The organism is Sedimentitalea xiamensis (genome assembly GCF_030164465.1).
GTDB classification, from domain to species: domain Bacteria; phylum Pseudomonadota; class Alphaproteobacteria; order Rhodobacterales; family Rhodobacteraceae; genus Sedimentitalea; species Sedimentitalea xiamensis.
In genome coordinates this window covers 128,733-144,509 of sequence record NZ_JASNJE010000001.1, presented here as the reverse complement: position 1 = coordinate 144,509, position 15,777 = coordinate 128,733, and the positions used below count along the sequence as shown (strand labels likewise).

General features: G+C 64.7%; 17 protein-coding genes. 7 read left to right on the top strand and 10 right to left on the bottom strand.

Annotated elements, in window-relative coordinates; genetic code table 11:
* Positions 1-45 precede the first annotated feature (45 nt).
* Both QO034_RS00630 and mutY read right to left on the bottom strand, forming a co-directional pair.
* Positions 46-1,179 (bottom strand): alkane 1-monooxygenase, encoded by a 1,134-nt coding sequence (locus QO034_RS00630; RefSeq protein ID WP_284483558.1) that lies wholly within the window; start codon positions 1,177-1,179, stop codon positions 46-48.
* A gap of 67 nt (positions 1,180-1,246) precedes the next feature.
* Positions 1,247-2,308 (bottom strand): A/G-specific adenine glycosylase, encoded by a 1,062-nt coding sequence (mutY, locus tag QO034_RS00625; protein WP_284483557.1) that lies wholly within the window; start codon positions 2,306-2,308, stop codon positions 1,247-1,249.
* An 81-nt stretch (positions 2,309-2,389) separates the two neighbouring features.
* Here mutY and QO034_RS00620 point away from each other — a divergent pair, with 81 nt between their 5' ends.
* From QO034_RS00620 to QO034_RS00610, 3 genes are read left to right on the top strand one after another with little or no spacing between them, the layout of a single operon-like run.
* Positions 2,390-2,896 carry a DUF721 domain-containing protein gene (locus tag QO034_RS00620; protein WP_284483556.1) on the top strand — a complete coding sequence of 169 codons (507 nt, stop codon included), beginning with the start codon at positions 2,390-2,392 and terminating at the stop codon, positions 2,894-2,896.
* Between the two features lie 13 nt (positions 2,897-2,909).
* A complete protein-coding gene (locus QO034_RS00615) occupies positions 2,910-3,569 on the top strand; it encodes a DsbA family protein (protein WP_284483555.1) in 660 nt (219 codons plus the stop codon).
* Positions 3,569-4,684 carry a CaiB/BaiF CoA transferase family protein gene (locus QO034_RS00610; RefSeq protein WP_284483554.1) on the top strand — a complete coding sequence of 372 codons (1,116 nt, stop codon included), beginning with the start codon at positions 3,569-3,571 and terminating at the stop codon, positions 4,682-4,684. The genes QO034_RS00615 and QO034_RS00610 overlap by 1 nt, the downstream gene beginning before the upstream one ends.
* Here QO034_RS00610 and QO034_RS00605 read toward each other — a convergent pair.
* The 6 genes from QO034_RS00605 to QO034_RS00580 all read right to left on the bottom strand — a co-directional run bounded on the left by QO034_RS00605 (position 4,681) and on the right by QO034_RS00580 (position 12,058).
* Positions 4,681-5,919, bottom strand: coding sequence for an MFS transporter (locus QO034_RS00605; protein ID WP_284483553.1), 1,239 nt, complete (start codon positions 5,917-5,919; stop codon positions 4,681-4,683). The genes QO034_RS00610 and QO034_RS00605 overlap by 4 nt on opposite strands.
* Positions 5,916-6,914 carry a tetraacyldisaccharide 4'-kinase gene (gene lpxK, locus QO034_RS00600; protein WP_284483552.1) on the bottom strand — a complete coding sequence of 333 codons (999 nt, stop codon included), beginning with the start codon at positions 6,912-6,914 and terminating at the stop codon, positions 5,916-5,918. Before lpxK ends, QO034_RS00605 begins: the two co-directional genes overlap by 4 nt.
* Positions 6,901-8,139 carry a 3-deoxy-D-manno-octulosonic acid transferase gene (locus tag QO034_RS00595; protein WP_284483551.1) on the bottom strand — a complete coding sequence of 413 codons (1,239 nt, stop codon included), beginning with the start codon at positions 8,137-8,139 and terminating at the stop codon, positions 6,901-6,903. Before QO034_RS00595 ends, lpxK begins: the two co-directional genes overlap by 14 nt.
* Before the next feature lie 143 nt (positions 8,140-8,282).
* A complete protein-coding gene (locus QO034_RS00590; RefSeq protein WP_284483550.1) occupies positions 8,283-9,065 on the bottom strand; it encodes a 3'(2'),5'-bisphosphate nucleotidase CysQ in 783 nt (260 codons plus the stop codon).
* Entirely contained in the window at positions 9,052-10,398 is a 1,347-nt protein-coding gene (locus QO034_RS00585; RefSeq protein WP_284483549.1) for a TldD/PmbA family protein, read from the bottom strand. The genes QO034_RS00590 and QO034_RS00585 overlap by 14 nt, the downstream gene beginning before the upstream one ends.
* A 133-nt stretch (positions 10,399-10,531) precedes the next feature.
* A complete protein-coding gene (locus tag QO034_RS00580; RefSeq protein WP_284483548.1) occupies positions 10,532-12,058 on the bottom strand; it encodes a DUF2125 domain-containing protein in 1,527 nt (508 codons plus the stop codon).
* A 125-nt stretch (positions 12,059-12,183) separates the two neighbouring features.
* Here QO034_RS00580 and QO034_RS00575 point away from each other — a divergent pair, with 125 nt between their 5' ends.
* Complete coding sequence (locus tag QO034_RS00575) at positions 12,184-12,933, top strand: SDR family oxidoreductase (protein ID WP_284483547.1); 750 nt, start codon at positions 12,184-12,186, stop codon at positions 12,931-12,933.
* The gene (locus QO034_RS00570) at positions 12,930-13,550 is read left to right on the top strand and encodes an enoyl-CoA hydratase/isomerase family protein (protein WP_284483546.1); all 621 of its coding nucleotides are present in this window, start codon (positions 12,930-12,932) and stop codon (positions 13,548-13,550) included. Before QO034_RS00575 ends, QO034_RS00570 begins: the two co-directional genes overlap by 4 nt.
* Here the strand turns inward: QO034_RS00570 and QO034_RS00565 are convergent, their stop codons facing one another.
* The gene (locus tag QO034_RS00565; protein WP_284483545.1) at positions 13,551-13,856 is read right to left on the bottom strand and encodes an HNH endonuclease; all 306 of its coding nucleotides are present in this window, start codon (positions 13,854-13,856) and stop codon (positions 13,551-13,553) included.
* A gap of 5 nt (positions 13,857-13,861) precedes the next feature.
* Between QO034_RS00565 and QO034_RS00560 the strand changes: the two genes are divergently transcribed.
* Both QO034_RS00560 and QO034_RS00555 read left to right on the top strand, forming a co-directional pair.
* Positions 13,862-13,999, top strand: a complete 138-nt coding sequence (locus QO034_RS00560; RefSeq protein ID WP_284483544.1) for a hypothetical protein — start codon at positions 13,862-13,864, stop codon at positions 13,997-13,999.
* On the top strand, positions 13,996-15,180 hold the full coding sequence (locus QO034_RS00555) for a TIGR03862 family flavoprotein (RefSeq protein ID WP_284483543.1): 1,185 nt from the start codon (positions 13,996-13,998) through the stop codon (positions 15,178-15,180). The genes QO034_RS00560 and QO034_RS00555 overlap by 4 nt, the downstream gene beginning before the upstream one ends.
* Here QO034_RS00555 and QO034_RS00550 read toward each other — a convergent pair.
* Positions 15,177-15,770, bottom strand: coding sequence for a glutathione S-transferase family protein (locus QO034_RS00550; RefSeq protein WP_284483542.1), 594 nt, complete (start codon positions 15,768-15,770; stop codon positions 15,177-15,179). The genes QO034_RS00555 and QO034_RS00550 overlap by 4 nt on opposite strands.
* Between the last annotated feature and the right edge of the window lie 7 nt (positions 15,771-15,777).

Here is a 15,777-nt window from a genome sequence, read left to right as displayed (position 1 = left end):
TTTTTTGCATGGCCGGGCAATGGTCGGTCCCGGTTGCGTGTTCCGTTACCGGGGCATTGGCAGGGTCAACTTGTTATAGGGTTTCCAGTCCGTGATCTCCGGGTTATACATCGCGCGCCACCTGCGGACCCGTGGGTTCATCACGCGTCGCCATAGCGGCGGGACCATGGCGGCGATGGTCATCACCGGATAACCGAAGGGCAATTGCGGCGCGTCCATCGGCGTGTGGTTCTGCAACAGCGGAAACCGGCGATCCGGCTTGTAATGATGATCGGAGTGGCGTTGCAGGTTGATCAATAGCCAGTTCGACACCTTCTGAGCGGCGTTCCACGAATGCTTCGGGCGGACGCGTTCGTATTTTCCGTCGCCCAGATATTTGCGTGTCAGGCCGTAATGTTCGACGTAATTCACCAGTTCCAGTTGCCAGATCGCGACCCCGGCCTGCATCAGAAACAGTCCGACACCGATCCATCCGCCCAGTAGAAACGCCAGTGCCAGCATGCCGGCCTGCAAGGTCCAGTAGCGGAAGAACGGATTGCTCAGGCTTGTCCAGGGCAGGTTCCTGCGCGCCAGCTTGGCTTTCTCGGCGGCGAAAGCGGACAGCAGGCATGCCTTCAGCACGCGCGGGTAAAAGTGATAGAACCCTTCGTTGAACCGTGCCGTGACCGGGTCGCGCGGCGTGCCGACATAGCGGTGGTGCACCAGCAGATGCTCGCTGCGGAAATGCGAATAGAGCACCATGGCCAGAAGGACGTCGGCCAGATTGCGCTCCAGCCGGCTTTGCTGATGCATCAGTTCATGGCTGTAGTTGATTCCGACAGTGCCGGTGATCACGCCAACACCGAAGAACACGGCCAGCTTTTCCAGCGCCGTCAGGTGCAAGGCACCCGAAACATACCAGATCAGGGCAAACACCGTGACGAGCTGAACCGGAACCCAAAGAATCGTCAACGCCTTGTACCAGAACAGGTTTTCCTCGGTTGCTTGCAGGTCGGCGTTCTCGGTATTCAGGCCGACCAGCCCGTCCAGCGCTGAAAAAAGATACCAGGTCACGACTGGCAGCAACAGCACCGTCCACCCGCCCTGTGTGGCGCTGATCCAGGCGAGCGGCACCAGCAGGAACGACATCCAGAACGGCAGGGCGCTTTGCCACCTGGCAAGGGTATCGGGGGCAATCATCGGGTTCTCCGGATCCGGGACTTTGGCCCACTATACCGGAATGCTGCGGCAGGCCCCAAGCACGGGTTTATCGCTCGCGGCACAAATCGAACGCCTTGCGCATCACGGTCGGAAGTTCGGAGGGGCGAAAATCGCGGTTCGGGATGAAGAACCCCGTTTCGGGGGCGCAGCCCATGTCCACGGTTGCGGTTCTCACGGTCAGAACCAGATGAAAATGGGTGAAGGTGTGACGCACCTCTGCCGCCAGGGTCGACCAATCGGCTGACACCGGGGGCGCGCCCGCCGCCCCGTCTTTCCAGTCCGATCCCGGCCAGCCCAGCATGCCGCCCAGCAACCCCTTGTCCGGTCGGCGCTCCATCAGCCAGGCCCCGTCCGCGCGGCAGGCCAGATAGACGATGCCGCGCCGCGTCGGTTTGGCCGTCTTGGGCATCTTTCTCGGCAGTTCGGGCGCTGTTCCCGCCCGCCGGGCGGCGCAAGGAGACTGCAATGGGCAGATGCCGCAGGCGGGGGATTTCGGCGTGCAGATCGTCGCGCCCAGGTCCATCATGGCTTGCGCATAGTCGCCGGGCCGCAGCCGGGGCGTCAACAGTTCGGCTCGCGCTTTCAGTTCGGATTTCGCCGCCGGAAGGGGCGTATGGATATCATAGAGCCGGGCCGCCACCCGTTCGACATTGCCATCCATCACGGTTTCCGGACGGTCAAAAGCGATGGCAGAGATCGCGGCTGCGGTATAGGGGCCGATTCCGGGCAAGGCGATCAGGTCGTCATACCGGTCGGGAAACCGCCCGCCATGCTCTTCCGCGACGATGCGGGCGCATTTCAGCAGATTGCGGGCGCGGGCGTAATACCCCAGCCCGGCCCATTCCCCCATCACCGCGCCATCGGGTGCCGCGGCCAGGTCGTCGACGGTCGGCCATCGGGTGGTGAACCGGTGGAAATAATCCCTGACAGCGGCGACGGTGGTCTGTTGCAGCATGATTTCCGACAGCCAGACCCGGTAGGGGTCCGGCCGGGCACCGGAGTTCAGCTCTGCCGCGGAGGTCCGCCAGGGCAGGTCGCGTGCATGGCGATCGTACCAATCCAGCATGGTGGTCGCGATGTCCGTCTCTATGCTTTGGCCGTCACGCATTCTTTATGGTCTTCCGCTCCGGTTTCGCTGGCGCCTGCCTTGCCGCTCCTTACAATAGGACAGGACACGGCGGAATCCACAATGGCACGACGGGAAACATCGACGCGCGGCTTCAAGCGCACGGCAAGCGTTCTGAGCGATCAGATTCGGCGGGCGGGCGAAAGCCGCGGGTTCGCCGTATCGCGGCTGTTGACGCATTGGGCGGAAATCGCCGGACCCGAGATCGCGGCCATCGCCCGCCCGGTGAATGTCAGCTATGGCCGCGGCGGGTTCGGCGCGACCCTGACCGTGCTCACCACGGGCGCGCAGGCCCCGATGCTGGAAATGCGGAAGGAACAGCTGCGCGCCAAGGTCAATGCGGTCTACGGCTACAACGCGATCAGCCGGGTGCGCATCACCCAGACGGCGCCGACCGGGTTTGCCGAAGGACAGGCGGTGTTCGAACCCAGAAAGGCGGACCCGCCGCCGGCCGAAGATCCGAAGATCGTCAGCCATGCCGCGCAGGCGGTGCGGCCAATCGACAACGACGAATTGCGGGCAGCCCTTGAACGTCTGGGCCGCAACGTCCTAAGCAGGCCCAAACATTGAGAGAGGCATCAATATGAAACGAAGAGTGTTCCTGTCGGGCGGCGTCGCCGCCTTGGCTGTCGGCGGCTACCTGTCTGCCGACCCGTCATCCGGTCATCTGCTGGTCGGGGCGGCCAATGCGCAGGAAACGAAGGAAATCGATACGTCGTCGATCGTCGAAATGGTTCAGGGCGATCCGGACGCGCCGGTCACGATCATCGAATATGCGTCCTACACCTGTCCCCATTGCGCCGCCTTCCAAACGGGCGCCTACCAGGACATCAAGAAGAACTACATCGACACCGGCAAGGTCAGGCTGATCTATCGCGAGGTCTATTTCGACCGCTACGGGCTTTGGGCGTCGATGGTGGCGCGCTGTGGCGGGCCGGAAAAATTCTTCGGGATCAGTGAGATGATCTACAAGGGCCAGAATGAATGGACCCGTGCCGGGGATGCGAATGCGATCGTCGAGGAGTTGCGCAAGATCGGACGCCTGGCCGGTCTGGACAACGACACCCTGGATGCCTGTTTTCAGGATGGCGACAAGGCGCAGGCGCTTGTCGCCTGGTTCCAGGACAACGCCGAGGTCGACGAAGTGACCGCAACGCCCAGTTTCATCGTCAACGGAAAGAAGGTTGCCAACATACCTTATGAAGAGTTCTCGGCGCTGATCGACGCAGAACTGGGCAACTGATGGCGTCGCCTCTGGCGGGACTGAAGGTCGTCGAAATGGCCCGTATCCTGGCCGGTCCCTGGACCGGCCAGACGCTGTCCGATCTCGGGGCCGAGGTCACGAAGGTCGAATCTCCGCAGGGCGATGACACCCGCGCCTGGGGCCCGCCCTTCGTCACTCGCGACGAAGACGTTTCCGCCGCGTATTTCCATTCGACGAACCGAGGCAAGGCATCCGTCATCGTGGATTTCGCGACCGAGGACGGACAGGCGCGGCTGCGCGACCTGGTGGCGGATGCGGATGTCTTCATCGAGAATTTCAAGGTTGGCGGTCTGGCGAAATACGGGCTCGACTATGCGAGCCTGTCGGCGATCAATCCGCGCCTGATCTACTGTTCGATCACCGGCTTCGGGCAGACCGGCCCCTATTCCCATCGCGCGGGCTATGATTTCATCATCCAGGGCATGTCGGGCCTTATGTCGATCACCGGCGAACCGGATGGGCAACCGCAGAAGTCCGGCGTTGCGATCACCGATATCTTCACCGGCGTCTATTCCGTGGCCGCGATCCTGGCGGCGCTGTATCAGCGCCAGAGCACGGGCAAGGGGCAGTATATCGACATGGCGCTGCTGGACGTGGCGGTGGCCGTGACCGCCAACCAGGCGCTGAATTACCTGACCACCGGGGTTCCGCCGCAGCGCATGGGAAACGGGCATGTGAACCTGACGCCCTACCAGGCCTTCGATTGCGCGGACGGGCATATCATCATCGCAACCGGCAACGATGCACAATACCAGCGCCTCTGCCGCCTGCTGGGGCTGGACGACATGGCCGAGGCGCCGGACTTCCTGCACAACAAGGATCGTCTGGCCAACCGGCGGGTCATGATCGCGCGACTGAACGGCGCGACGGTCGGATGGTCCAAGGCGGATCTGCTGGCGGGCTGCGAGGCGCAGGGCATTCCCGCCGGGCCGATCAACGCGCTGGACGAGGTCATGGCCGACCCGCAGGTGGTGGCGCGGGGCATGCAGATCGAACTGGACGGCGTGCCGGGGATCCGCTCGCCCTTCCGGTTTTCGGATGCCGAACTCGCCCTGCACAGGCCCGCGCCGAAGCTGGGCGAAGACGACGGCTAGCGCCGTTTCCCGTCGATCGGAAGTCGCCCGGCCAGAACCGCCAGCAGGCACAGGCAGACAATTCCCGTGCCGGCATACCACCCCAGGATGAGACGGATGTCGGCGTGATCCATCCGGGCCTGATCGCCCATCGCAAAGGACGCGAGATAGAGGCTCGCGGCGAGAATCAGGCGTCCGGCCAGGCTCTGGAGCGACAGGTAGGTCGCGCGGCTGTCATTTTGCAGCATCGGCTGCACCCGCGCGAGGATGAACGGTCTTGCCAGCGAGTTCGGAACCATGCGCAGGAAAAGCACCGCGATGGCTGGGGCGGCATCCGTGGCGGCCAGCGTTCCGCTGAGTGCGATCTGAAGCCCGAAGGCCAGCAGCAGGATCATTGGAAGACCCAACCGCCGGCGCAGAACGGGCGCGAACATCGACGCGAGGACGGAAATCAGCATCATCAATGCGGATACGATACCGCTGATCGCCGGGGCGTCCTGTTCAAGGCCCCGTGCCTGCAAGGCTTGCAGGATGAAAGGCTGCCCGAACACGAAGAGAATGTGGCTGAATACATACATCAGCACCGCCAGGGCGAAGAACCAGACCAGAACGGGTTCCGTCAAGGCGGTTCGCAAGGACCCGAGCCGGATCAGTTCGGCGCCCTGCGGCAGTTCCGTGTCGGTGCGGACCGGTTCGCTGAACCTGATGGTGATGAGAAGAACGCCGAGAAAGGCGGCGGCGCTGGCCAGAAAGGGCAGGCTGGCGTTCCAGATCGTCATAAGACCGCCCAGGAATGCGGAAAGGGCTAGGGCGACGAAGGAGAACCGCCAGGCCCGCAATTCCTGCCGTTCGATCTCGTCGACGCGACCGCGGGCGGCCAGGGATTCATAGAGCAGGGCGCTGTCGGTGCCGGATGCAAAGGCGGAACCGGCCCCCAACAGGATCTGCGCGGCAGCGAAGACGGCGAATCCTGTTCCCAGGCCCAGCAAGGCGGCGCCCGCCAGACCAGCGACCGCCGAAGCAACGAGCGTCACACGCCGCCCGAGACGGTCGGACATATAGCCCGACGGCACTTCCATTGCCGTGGTTGCAACGTCGTAGATCGCGTAGAGCAGGACCGCTTCGGCCGCGGACAGTTCCGACTGGAAGTATAGAAACCAGACGGCCTGCCAGAACAGCATGCCCTGAAGGAACTTGAACCACGGATAGAACGCGACGTTGCGGTCCATGTCCGTCGGCGATCGCGCTGGGGTCATGGCGAGGGCGCCGCCCCGGCCAACATGGAACGGACTTTGTCTTCTTCGGCGATCCGCAACCGCACCGGAAGGGTGATGACCTTGTTGCGAAAGGTCCGGGGCAGGCGCACGGCATCCTTTTCCGTCGTCACCATCTGTGCGCCCAGCGCCCGGGCTTCGGACTCGAGCCGGCTCATCAGGGCGGATGTCAGGGGCTGATGATCGTCCAGCGGTTCGCACCGGCGCAGATCGGCCCCGAGCGCGTGCAGCGTGTCAAAGAATTTCTGCGGCTGACCGATCCCGGCAAAGGCCAGGACAGGCGTGCCGGCCCAGTCCATTCCGGTTTGCAAAGGTGTCAGTTCGCCGGTGGCGCGCGGCGGCGCGATGCGATCCCCCCAACGATCGGCAAAGCCGTTCTGGGCCGCTTCCGGGCCAAGCGACAGGACAAGCCCGGCGCGGGCCAGGCCGGTTTCGACGGGTTCGCGCAGCGGGCCGGCGGGAAGGCAGAGGCCGTTGCCAAAGCCCTGCGCCGCATCCACCACGATGATCGAAAGGTTCTTCTTCACCGCCGGATTCTGGAAACCGTCGTCCAGGACGATAGCCGTGGCTCCGGCCTCTGCCGCGGCCCGCGCCCCGGCGGCGCGATCCTTTGCCACCCAGACCTCGCCGAATGCCGCCAGAAGCAAAGGTTCGTCGCCGGTCTCATCCGCGCCATGCCGCGAGGGGTCTACCCGCACGGGGCCGTCCAGCGCACCGCCATAGCCCCGTGTGACCACATGCGGCTCGTGCCCCATGCCGCGCAGGTGTTCCACAACCCAGATGACGGTCGGAGTCTTTCCCGTCCCGCCGGCATTCAGGTTCCCGACGCAGATGACCGGCACGCCGGGGTCGATTGCGCCGCCTTGGGCCATGCGTCGCGCCGTGGCCGCCGCATAGAGCCGGCCAAGCGGCGCCAGCACGCGGGCGCGCCAGTCGGGTCGGTCCGGCGGGCTGTTCCAGAAGTCAGGCGGGCGCATGCGATCCGCCCCGCAAGTCCAGAAAGTCCTGGATCGTATCGACCAGTATGTCGGTCATCCGGGCATGTTCGGTGACGACATCCCACCCGGCCAGGGCCATGGCGGCCGCGTGATCCGGCGCGATCAGCTGAAGCACTGCGCTGCCCATGCCGTCGCCGTCGCGCACATTGCGTGCGGCCCCGGCGGCGGCCAGACGGGCATAGGATTCCGCATGCGTCTGCACATGCGGGCCGTAAAGCACGGCGGACCCCAGCGCCGCCGGTTCCAGAGGATTGCTTTCCGTGGCGTGCGGCGTCAGCGAACCGCCCATGAAGGTCAGCGGGGCGACGCGAAACCAGAGTCCGAGATTGTCCTGATCCCGCGAGAACACGACCTGTGTGACGTCTTCGACCACGTCGCCGGTGTCCCAGTCGACACTGTAAAGGCCCAGATCCGCAAGCCTGGTTTTCAGATCTTCGGCGTCGGCGGAATCGTCGATCACGACGATCAGAAGCAGCCGGTGCACGAGCCTCAGGGCGGCGCGATGGGCCGCCAGCACGGTGTCGAATTCCTCGGTTCGCAGATGCGCCGCAAGCCAGACCGGGCGGTTGGCAATGTCGCGGGTGACATCGTTCAGCTCCTCGTCGGAACAGGAGGGCGGCGTCGCGCTCGCCCGCAAGGGCGCATTGACCGAGATTTTCGGCTGCGACACGCCGAGCCTGCGCAACTTGGCGGCGGCTGCATCGCTGTTCGCGAGGATCGCGTTGAAACAGTTGAGACCGGTGCGTGTGGGGTCAGGTAGCCAGCGGCGGGTCCTGAACGGAAAATCGGTGTCGTCGATGTCAAGCAGCAGCATCGGAATGCCGGAGTCCGACGCCGTGCCGATCAGGTTCGGCATCAGGTCGGCTCCGGCCCAAAGACAGAGATCCGGACTCCAATGCGCCAGAAACTCCTGCGCCGTAGAAGGATGATCGGACGGCAGAATGGCGATATGATCGCAACCGTCCAGCGGCACCGGCGGCAGGTCGAAACGGTTGGCCTCCATGCTGATCAGAACCTGGAGTTCCGGGCGGAAGATGCGCAGTCTCAGGCTCAGGTCGCACAGCGCCGAATATCGTGCGCGGGTCGTTGCGTGCGCCCAGAGAAGCTCGCCCTTCGGGCGCGGCGCGTTCCGGAAGGGGCGCGCCGCGTGCGGTTGACGCCGTGCGAGGGCGCGATAGGCGGCAAGTCCCAGCGAGCGGGCCACCGGGTCAGCCGGACAGGGCCGGGGCTGTCAAGCCGCCACCGGGGACAGGGTGAAGCTGTTGAACCATGTCGGGCATCCTTTCCGAACAGGGGCCGGGGATCGTTGCAACCTAAGCAATGGGGACAGCGGGTCAAGCCGGGGTTTCAGGACGGATGCAGCGCATCGCGGATCAGACGATGCACCACCGGTCCCGCGGCGACCACGCCGTCCAGCGTCGGATGTGGGTTGTTGAACCTTAGCGGCGCACCGCGCCTGTCGGTGCATGCAGCACCTGCTTCGCGCAGGATCAGATCGCCGGCCGCGATATCCCATTCCCAGCAGGGCCGCAGGGTGAGCATGCCGTCAAACCGCCCTTCGGCGACAAGCGCCATGCGGTAGGCCAGCGACGGGCGGTAGGCACGGGTGAAATCCGGCACCTGTCCGGGTTTCCAATGCACGGCTTCCATGTTGGGTTTGGTGGCCAGGATGTCCGCGGCCCGCAGCGAATCCTGCCGGCTGGGCGAAATCGGTTCGCCATTGACGAAGGCTCCGGCCCCGGCGGCAGCGGTGTAGATCAGTTTTCGCCGCGGCAGGTAGACGACCCCGGCGGTAACGATACCCTGTTCCGCCACGGCCAGCGCATGCGCCCAGGTGCCGGAACCGTCGGCGAAGCTGCGCGTGCCGTCGATGGGGTCGACGATGAAGACCCGGTCGTGCGACAGGCGGTCGGCGGTGTCTTCGGTTTCCTCTGACAGCCAGCCATAATCAGGACGCGCGGCGCACAGAGTCGCATGCAGCATGTCGTTCACCGCCAGATCCGCCTCTGTCACCGGCCCGGCGCCGCCGGGTTTGTCCCAGCGCCGCGTTGCCGGACCGGAGTATCGCATCGCGATCTCGCCGGCCGCTTTCGCCGCAGCGATCAGAACGTCGAGGTCAGTTGCCGGCAAGGGTCATGCCTTCGATGAGCAGCGACGGAACCACCCGCGAAAGATAGGGGCGCGCGTCATTCGCGGGTATGATGCGGCGCAGCATGTCGCGAAGGTTTCCCGCGATCGTGCATTCGTTGACCGGATGGGAAATTTCCCCGTTCTCGATCCAGAAGCCTGCGGCGCCCCGCGAATAATCCCCGGTGTTCGGGTTGATCGTGCTGCCGATCATCGAGGTGACGAGCAATCCGTCGCCCATGTCGCGTATCAGGTCCGCGCGCGACCTGTCGCCCTGTGTCAAGGCCAGGTTCCAGTTCGCGGGCGCCGGTGGCGACGATGCCCCGCGCGCGGCATTGCCGGTCGAAGACATACCCAGCTTTCGGGCGCTCGACAGGTCGAGTGTCCATCCGGTCAGAACGCCGTTTTCCACCAGTGCGCGGCGTTGCGTGGGCAGCCCCTCGCCGTCGAACGGGCGCGACCCGGATGCCCGCGGGCGGTGCGGATCTTCAATCAGGGACAGCGACGTGGGCAGAACCTCTTGTCCCAATGCGTCCTGCAACCACGATGAACCTCGGGCAATGGCGCTGCCGTTGCTCGCTGCAAGCAGGTGGCCGATGAGAGACGCGGATATCCGTTCATCGAACAGGACCGGAAAGGTGCCGGTCGACGGTTTGCGCGCATTCAGCCGTTCGACCGCCCGTTCCCCGGCGATGCGGCCGATATCGTCGGCGGATCGCAAATCAGCCTGGAACGTGCGCGAATCCCCGTCGTAATCTCTTTCCATCCCGGTGCCGGTTCCGGCAATCGCCACGCAGGACACCGACCGGCTGGTGCGTGCATAGCCGCCCGAAAACCCGTTGGTGGCGGACAGGTGAACCCTGTGCGCCCCGTAGGAGGCACTGGCGGATTGCACCTGCGACACCCCCGCCACGGCAAGTCCCGCGGCTTCGGCGCGTAGCGCGTCGTCTTGCAGGTCGGCGGGTGTCGGCTCCGGCGTGGCGTCGGCCAGTTCGAGGGCGGCCAGATCCCAGGAAGTGGCGAGCTGGTCGGGATCGGCCAGGCCGACGAACGGATCTTCGGGCGCTTCGCGCGCCATGGCCACCGCCCGCTCCGCCATCGCCGCGATGGTGGCCGCGCTGCTGTCGGAGGCAGATACGATCGCCTGTTTCCTGCCGATGAACACGCGCAATCCGAGATCGGTGCCTTCCGCCCGCTCCGCCTGCTCCAGCACACCGGATCGCACGTCGATCGACACCGATGTGCCCTGTAGAACCATGGCGTCGGCGGCGTCCGCGCCAGCCTTGCGGGCGGCAGTCAGAAGCGCATCGCCCAGGGATTCAAGTGTTTCTGACATGGTTCGGCCTTTGATCATCCGGATGAAATCTGACGCTCAGGTAAGCCCGGCCGCCGTGCGCTGCAAGAGACGGCGCACGACTGAAACCGCGCGGCAGGCCTCTTCCGGCAGGGCGACGGACCGGAACCAACGATTACTTAATACGCTGCCCATTGGCCAGGACATGACCCTGCTCGGTGATCTCCAGTTTCGAATTCAGGGTATCGGGCGTTTCACCGGGAACGGCGAGCATTCCCATCATCATCCGGGCCCCCATCGCTTCCTGCTCTCCGACGAATCCCATGGCGATCAGCTTGTCCAGAAGCCCGTTGCCGCCAACAAGTTGCAAGTCGAGTTGTCCGGCGGGCCTCGGGATGCCGTCAAAGGTCGTCAGGTCGGAGTTGTCGAAGGTGAAATTCCCTGACCCGGACAGGCTTGCCCCGACCAGAGACACCAGAAGCTTGTTGATCGACAGGGCATTCAGTTCGACCGGCGCTTCGTCGCTCTGCTCCAGGGACGCGGCGACCGCCGGATCGAGGAAATCGAACAGAACCCGTGCCTTGCCGGTCAGGTCGATGGCCAACGTGGCGGGGTCGCGGGGCAGTTGCGCCGCCGGGTCGAAAATCGACCAGAGCATTTCGGACATGGTGAAATCCGATAGGGTCAGGCCGACCGAAAAGTCCTGCGCGGCGTCCGACGATGCAACCGGAATGGCGATCTTGAAGGCGGAGAGAGCGGACTGCATGGAAATCGGGAACGGCAGTTCACTGCCGGCAAGGGACAGCGAGGTTTGTTCCTGATTGAGATCGTATGCGATCTGCGCCGCATCCATCCTGACCGCGACCTTGCCGCCCTGGGAGGCGCTGGTGAAAGCAATGCTCTGGCCGTCGCCCACCCCGTTTATGGCGGACTGGCCCGAATCGTAGGCGAAGACACCGTCGACCTCGAATCCGTCAGTCAGCATCTTGTTGAAATCAGTGGGGTCCATGGCCAGAGGGATCGCCCCGCGCCCTTCGAACCCGACTCCGGTCAGGGCACCGGCCAGAGCACCTTTGTCTTCGGATTCCGGATCGTCGAAGGCGAAATCATAGCTCAGGCTATCCGCGCTCATGCTTTGGGTATAGCGGCGCTTGTCCTGCACCTGCATGCGCGTGCTGCTGGCGACGTTTTTCAGCGTGACGGATACCCGCCCCGCAGTTTCGGAAACAGGCGCGCCATCCACGGTCAGCGCCGTCATTCTCAGGTCGGCGGCGGCAGCGGTGTAGGTATACAGAAGATCGTCGGGGGTTCCCGAGGCCATCATTCTGTGGTCGGTCTGCGTAAAGGTCAGAATGCCGTCGACCGGATCTTCGCCTTCCAACGCGCTTCGGAACGTCATCGGCACCTTGTTCGGCATGCCGACCGTGACCGTCCCGTCCGGGTTTTCCGAGAAGGTCAGGCCATCAATCGTAACGGTGAAGCTGCCATTTTCTTCCGGCATCGGCATCGACACCGACATGTTGTCGATTGTCAGCACATTGCCCGATGTCCGTTCTTCGCCGGAAATGGTATAACCGGCCGAAGACATATAGGCCTTCCAGTCGGACCAGACGTCCTGGCCGGTCAGGTCGGCGTGGGCAACCTGACTGGCGGCGACGTAGGCGATTGCGGCGGCAAGACCGCGCGCAGAATAGACAGACATGACGAACCCTTCCTTAAAATCGTGCCGCACATGGTCGGCTTTTGGGGTTCGGGCGTCAAGGGCTGGACCCGTTCAAATCGGAACAGTACCAAGGGCGAGCACAGCAAAGTGAAGGAGCGGGTTTCATGGATATGACGGGCAGAACGGTTCTGATTACCGGCGCGAGCCGCGGCATCGGCGCGGAAGCCGCGCGCGTCTTCGCGCTGGCGGGCGCGAATGTCGGCTTGTTGGCCCGCAGTGCAGACAAGGTCGCGGCGATTGCGGACGATCTCGGCTCCGCCGCTTTCGGCATGGCCTGCGACGTTCGCGATTTCGCGCAGATCGAGGCCGCCGTGCGCAACTGCGTCGAAAGATTTGGTGGGCTGAATGTGCTGATCAACAATGCCGGTGTGATCGAACCGATCGCGCATCTTGCCAGGGCCGATCCGGCAGGCTGGAGCGCGGCCATCGACGTGAACCTGAAAGGTGTGTTTCACGGCATGCGGGCCGCGTTGCCGGTGATGATCGCGGCAGGTGGCGGCAGCATCCTGACCGTCAGTTCCGGGGCGGCGCATCATCCCATCGAAGCGTGGAGCCATTATTGCGCCTCCAAGGCGGGGGCCGCGATGCTGACGGCCTGCCTGCACGAGGAAACCCGCGCAAGAGGTATACGGGCCATCGGCCTGTCGCCGGGCACTGTCGCAACGCAGATGCAGCGCGAAATCAAGTCCAGCGGCATCAACCCGGTCAGCCAGTTGGCCTGGGAAGACCACATCCCGGCGGATTGGCCCGCGCGCGCCCTGCTGTGGATGTGTTCTCCGGATGCGGATGACTGCGTCGGAACCGAGATCTCCCTGCGCGACGACTCCATCCGCAGAAGGATCGGACTGGCATGATCGACCTGGCCCGGAACGAAGGACTCTGGACGGTCACGATCAACCGCCCGGACAAGGCCAATTCTCTCACCGCGGCGATGCTGGACGATCTCGTGTCCATTGCCGAGGAGGCCACGGAGGCACGCGCCCTGATCCTCACCGGTGCGGGCAAGGTCTTCAGCGCCGGCGCCGACCTTGACGAAGCCCGCGCCGGTTTGGCGACCTCGCCGGTCTGGGAACGGCTGTCCGGCGCAATTGCCTGCCTGCCGTGCCTGACCGTCGCGGCGCTGAACGGAACGCTCGCCGGTGGCGCGATGGGGATGGCGCTGGCCTGCGATCTGCGTCTGGCGGTGCCGTCGGCCAAATTCTTCTATCCGGTGATGAAGCTCGGCTTTATGCCGCAACCGTCCGATCCGGCGCGCATGGTCGCGCTGATTGGTCCGGCGCGCACCAAGCTGATATTGATGGGGGGCCAGAAGGTGATGGCGGAGGAGGCATTCCGGTTCGGACTGGTCGACCGGATCGTGCCGCCTGAGAACCTGATGGAGACGGCGCTGGAACTGACGCTGGATTCGCAGGCGGCGGCGCCCGACGTGGCGCGCGGGATCGCGGCCCTGTGCGGCAAACCGTTGGGCTGATCATCCGTTGCGCCGCGTGCCGGGGACCCTGGATTGGAAATCGGGCGGGCGTTTTCGCACCCAGGCGACGAATTTTTCCAGTCTTGGATGCGCGCGCAGCGCGTCGATGCTGTCGTAGCTCCGGGCCAGTTCCGCTTCGGACAGGCTGGCATGGATTTCCTTGTGGCAGATGTGGTGCAGCAACACGGTCGGCCCGCCTTTTCCGCCCTTGAGCCTGGGCACAAGGTGGTGCCGGCTTTGCGGAACGCCCGGCGGGATCGGCCTTTGGCAAAGCGGGCACAGCGGGTATGGGCCGGGGTCGGACATGGCGCTTGATCCTCGAAAACCGCTGGGGCAAGGGTTCCATTCAAGAATGTCATGCGGTCTTGCGGGCAAGAGTGATGCAGTTTGATCTGAAAATTCAACCGGAAAACGGTTTGCGGGAGCTGACGAAGGGGTCGGTCGCATGAGCCGGGCGGTCGTCATTGGCGGTGGTCCCGCCGGGCTGATGGCGGCGGAAGAACTGGGTCGGGCGGGCTGTTCCGTTCTTCTGGCCGATGCAAAGCCGTCGTTCGGGCGCAAGTTCCTGATGGCCGGGAAATCCGGGCTGAACCTGACCAAGGCGGAACCGCAGGAGCGCTTTCTCGCCGCCTACGAAGACGCGGCGCCCTGGCTTGCGCCGATGCTGGCGGAATTCTCCGCCGAGGCGGTTCAGGACTGGGCGCGTGGATTGGGGCAGAATCTTTTCACCGGCAGCACCGGCCGGGTCTTTCCCGTGGCCATGAAGGCGTCGCCCCTGTTGCGGGCCTGGCTGGCCCGGCTGGACGGATTCGGGGTGACGCGCCGCAGCCGCTGGCGCTGGACAGGCTGGGACAGCCAGGGCGAACTGCTTTTCGACACGCCGGACGGGCAGCGATCCTTGTCCGCCGATGTGACGGTCCTGGCGCTGGGCGGGGCCAGTTGGGCGCGGCTGGGATCGGACGGCGCGTGGAGCGGGCTGCTTGCGGCCCGTGGCATCGACATTGCCCCGTTTCAGCCGGCAAACGCGGCACTCGACATTGCCTGGTCCGATCACATGACCGCCGTTCTCGGCGAACCCCTGAAAGGCGTCGCGCTTTCGGCAGGGTCCTTGCGGTCCCGCGGCGAGGCGGTGATCTCGCGCCGTGGCCTGGAGGGCGGTGGGATCTATGCGATCAGCCGGGCGGTGCGGCAGGGGGCGGTGCCGATGATCGACCTCATGCCCGACCTTCCGGTTGCGGAGATCGCGCGGCGTCTGGCGCGGCCCCGCGGCAAGTCCAGCTGGTCCAATCATCTGCGCCGGGCGCTGAACCTTGGGCCGGTGCACACCGCGCTTTTGCAGGAATTCGGTCGGCCACTCCCGACCGATGCGGTTGCGCTGGCGGCGCTTGTGAAAGCATTGCCCATCCGTCATGCCGGGTTGCGCCCGATGGACGAGGCGATCTCGACGGCGGGGGGCGTTCGTCGCGCCGCCCTGACCGACGATCTGATGCTGCGCGCGTTTCCGGGCGTGTTCTGCGCCGGTGAGATGCTGGACTGGGAAGCTCCGACAGGCGGCTATCTGCTGACCGCCTGTCTCGCCACCGGAAAACGGGCCGGGCGCGCTGCCGCGGCCTATGCACAGACCCGTTAGGCGTCGTCGAGGCCGCGCACCCGCTTGAACGCGTCGCGACTGCGCATCGCCTTGGCGTAGGCATTCATCTTTTCGTTCTCGACCGGAAACTTCGCGCCGATCGCCCAGTTCAGGCAATGGGTGGCGATGATGTCCGCGATCGTCATCTGCTCGCCTTGCAGGAACGGTCCCGCCATCCGATCCGCGAGCCTGTCCAGGTTGCGGGCGAATTCCCATTTCAGGCTGGGTTTCACGTCCGGGACGCGATGTTCCTCCGGCAGGACGAACCCGTGCCGCGCGGCGGTCCAGAGAACCGCATCCAGTTCGTCCAGAATCGCGTGGGTCAGGGCGTCCTGATGGGCGCGTTCAATCGTTCCGGCCGGAAAGGTCAGTTTCCGGTGCTTGTCGGCAAGATAGGTCAGGATGGCGGTGGAATCGGTGATCACCACGTTGCCGTCCGTCAGAACCGGGATCTTGCCCGAGGGGTTCAGCGCGGTCACGGCCTCGCTGCGCGGCCCGGCTTTTATGTAGTCATAGGGTTCGCCGATTTCCTCAAGCATCCAGAGGACGCGGAACGCCCGGCTGGTGACGCTTCCATAGACTTTGTACATGCGGTTC

Excerpts from the sequence above, each read along its gene's own strand:
- QO034_RS00630 (WP_284483558.1), bottom strand. The coding sequence starts at position 1,179 with ATGATTGCCCCCGATACCCTTGCCAGGTGGCAAAGCGCCCTGCCGTTC.
- mutY (WP_284483557.1), bottom strand. The coding sequence starts at position 2,308 with ATGCGTGACGGCCAAAGCATAGAGACGGACATCGCGACCACCATGCTG.
- QO034_RS00620 (WP_284483556.1), top strand. The coding sequence starts at position 2,390 with ATGGCACGACGGGAAACATCGACGCGCGGCTTCAAGCGCACGGCAAGC.
- QO034_RS00615 (WP_284483555.1), top strand. The coding sequence starts at position 2,910 with ATGAAACGAAGAGTGTTCCTGTCGGGCGGCGTCGCCGCCTTGGCTGTC.
- QO034_RS00610 (WP_284483554.1), top strand. The coding sequence starts at position 3,569 with ATGGCGTCGCCTCTGGCGGGACTGAAGGTCGTCGAAATGGCCCGTATC.
- QO034_RS00605 (WP_284483553.1), bottom strand. The coding sequence starts at position 5,919 with ATGACCCCAGCGCGATCGCCGACGGACATGGACCGCAACGTCGCGTTC.
- lpxK (WP_284483552.1), bottom strand. The coding sequence starts at position 6,914 with ATGCGCCCGCCTGACTTCTGGAACAGCCCGCCGGACCGACCCGACTGG.
- QO034_RS00585 (WP_284483549.1), bottom strand. The coding sequence starts at position 10,398 with ATGTCAGAAACACTTGAATCCCTGGGCGATGCGCTTCTGACTGCCGCC.
- QO034_RS00580 (WP_284483548.1), bottom strand. The coding sequence starts at position 12,058 with ATGTCTGTCTATTCTGCGCGCGGTCTTGCCGCCGCAATCGCCTACGTC.
- QO034_RS00575 (WP_284483547.1), top strand. The coding sequence starts at position 12,184 with ATGGATATGACGGGCAGAACGGTTCTGATTACCGGCGCGAGCCGCGGC.
- QO034_RS00570 (WP_284483546.1), top strand. The coding sequence starts at position 12,930 with ATGATCGACCTGGCCCGGAACGAAGGACTCTGGACGGTCACGATCAAC.
- QO034_RS00565 (WP_284483545.1), bottom strand. The coding sequence starts at position 13,856 with ATGTCCGACCCCGGCCCATACCCGCTGTGCCCGCTTTGCCAAAGGCCG.
- QO034_RS00555 (WP_284483543.1), top strand. The coding sequence starts at position 13,996 with ATGAGCCGGGCGGTCGTCATTGGCGGTGGTCCCGCCGGGCTGATGGCG.
- QO034_RS00550 (WP_284483542.1), bottom strand. The coding sequence starts at position 15,770 with ATGTACAAAGTCTATGGAAGCGTCACCAGCCGGGCGTTCCGCGTCCTC.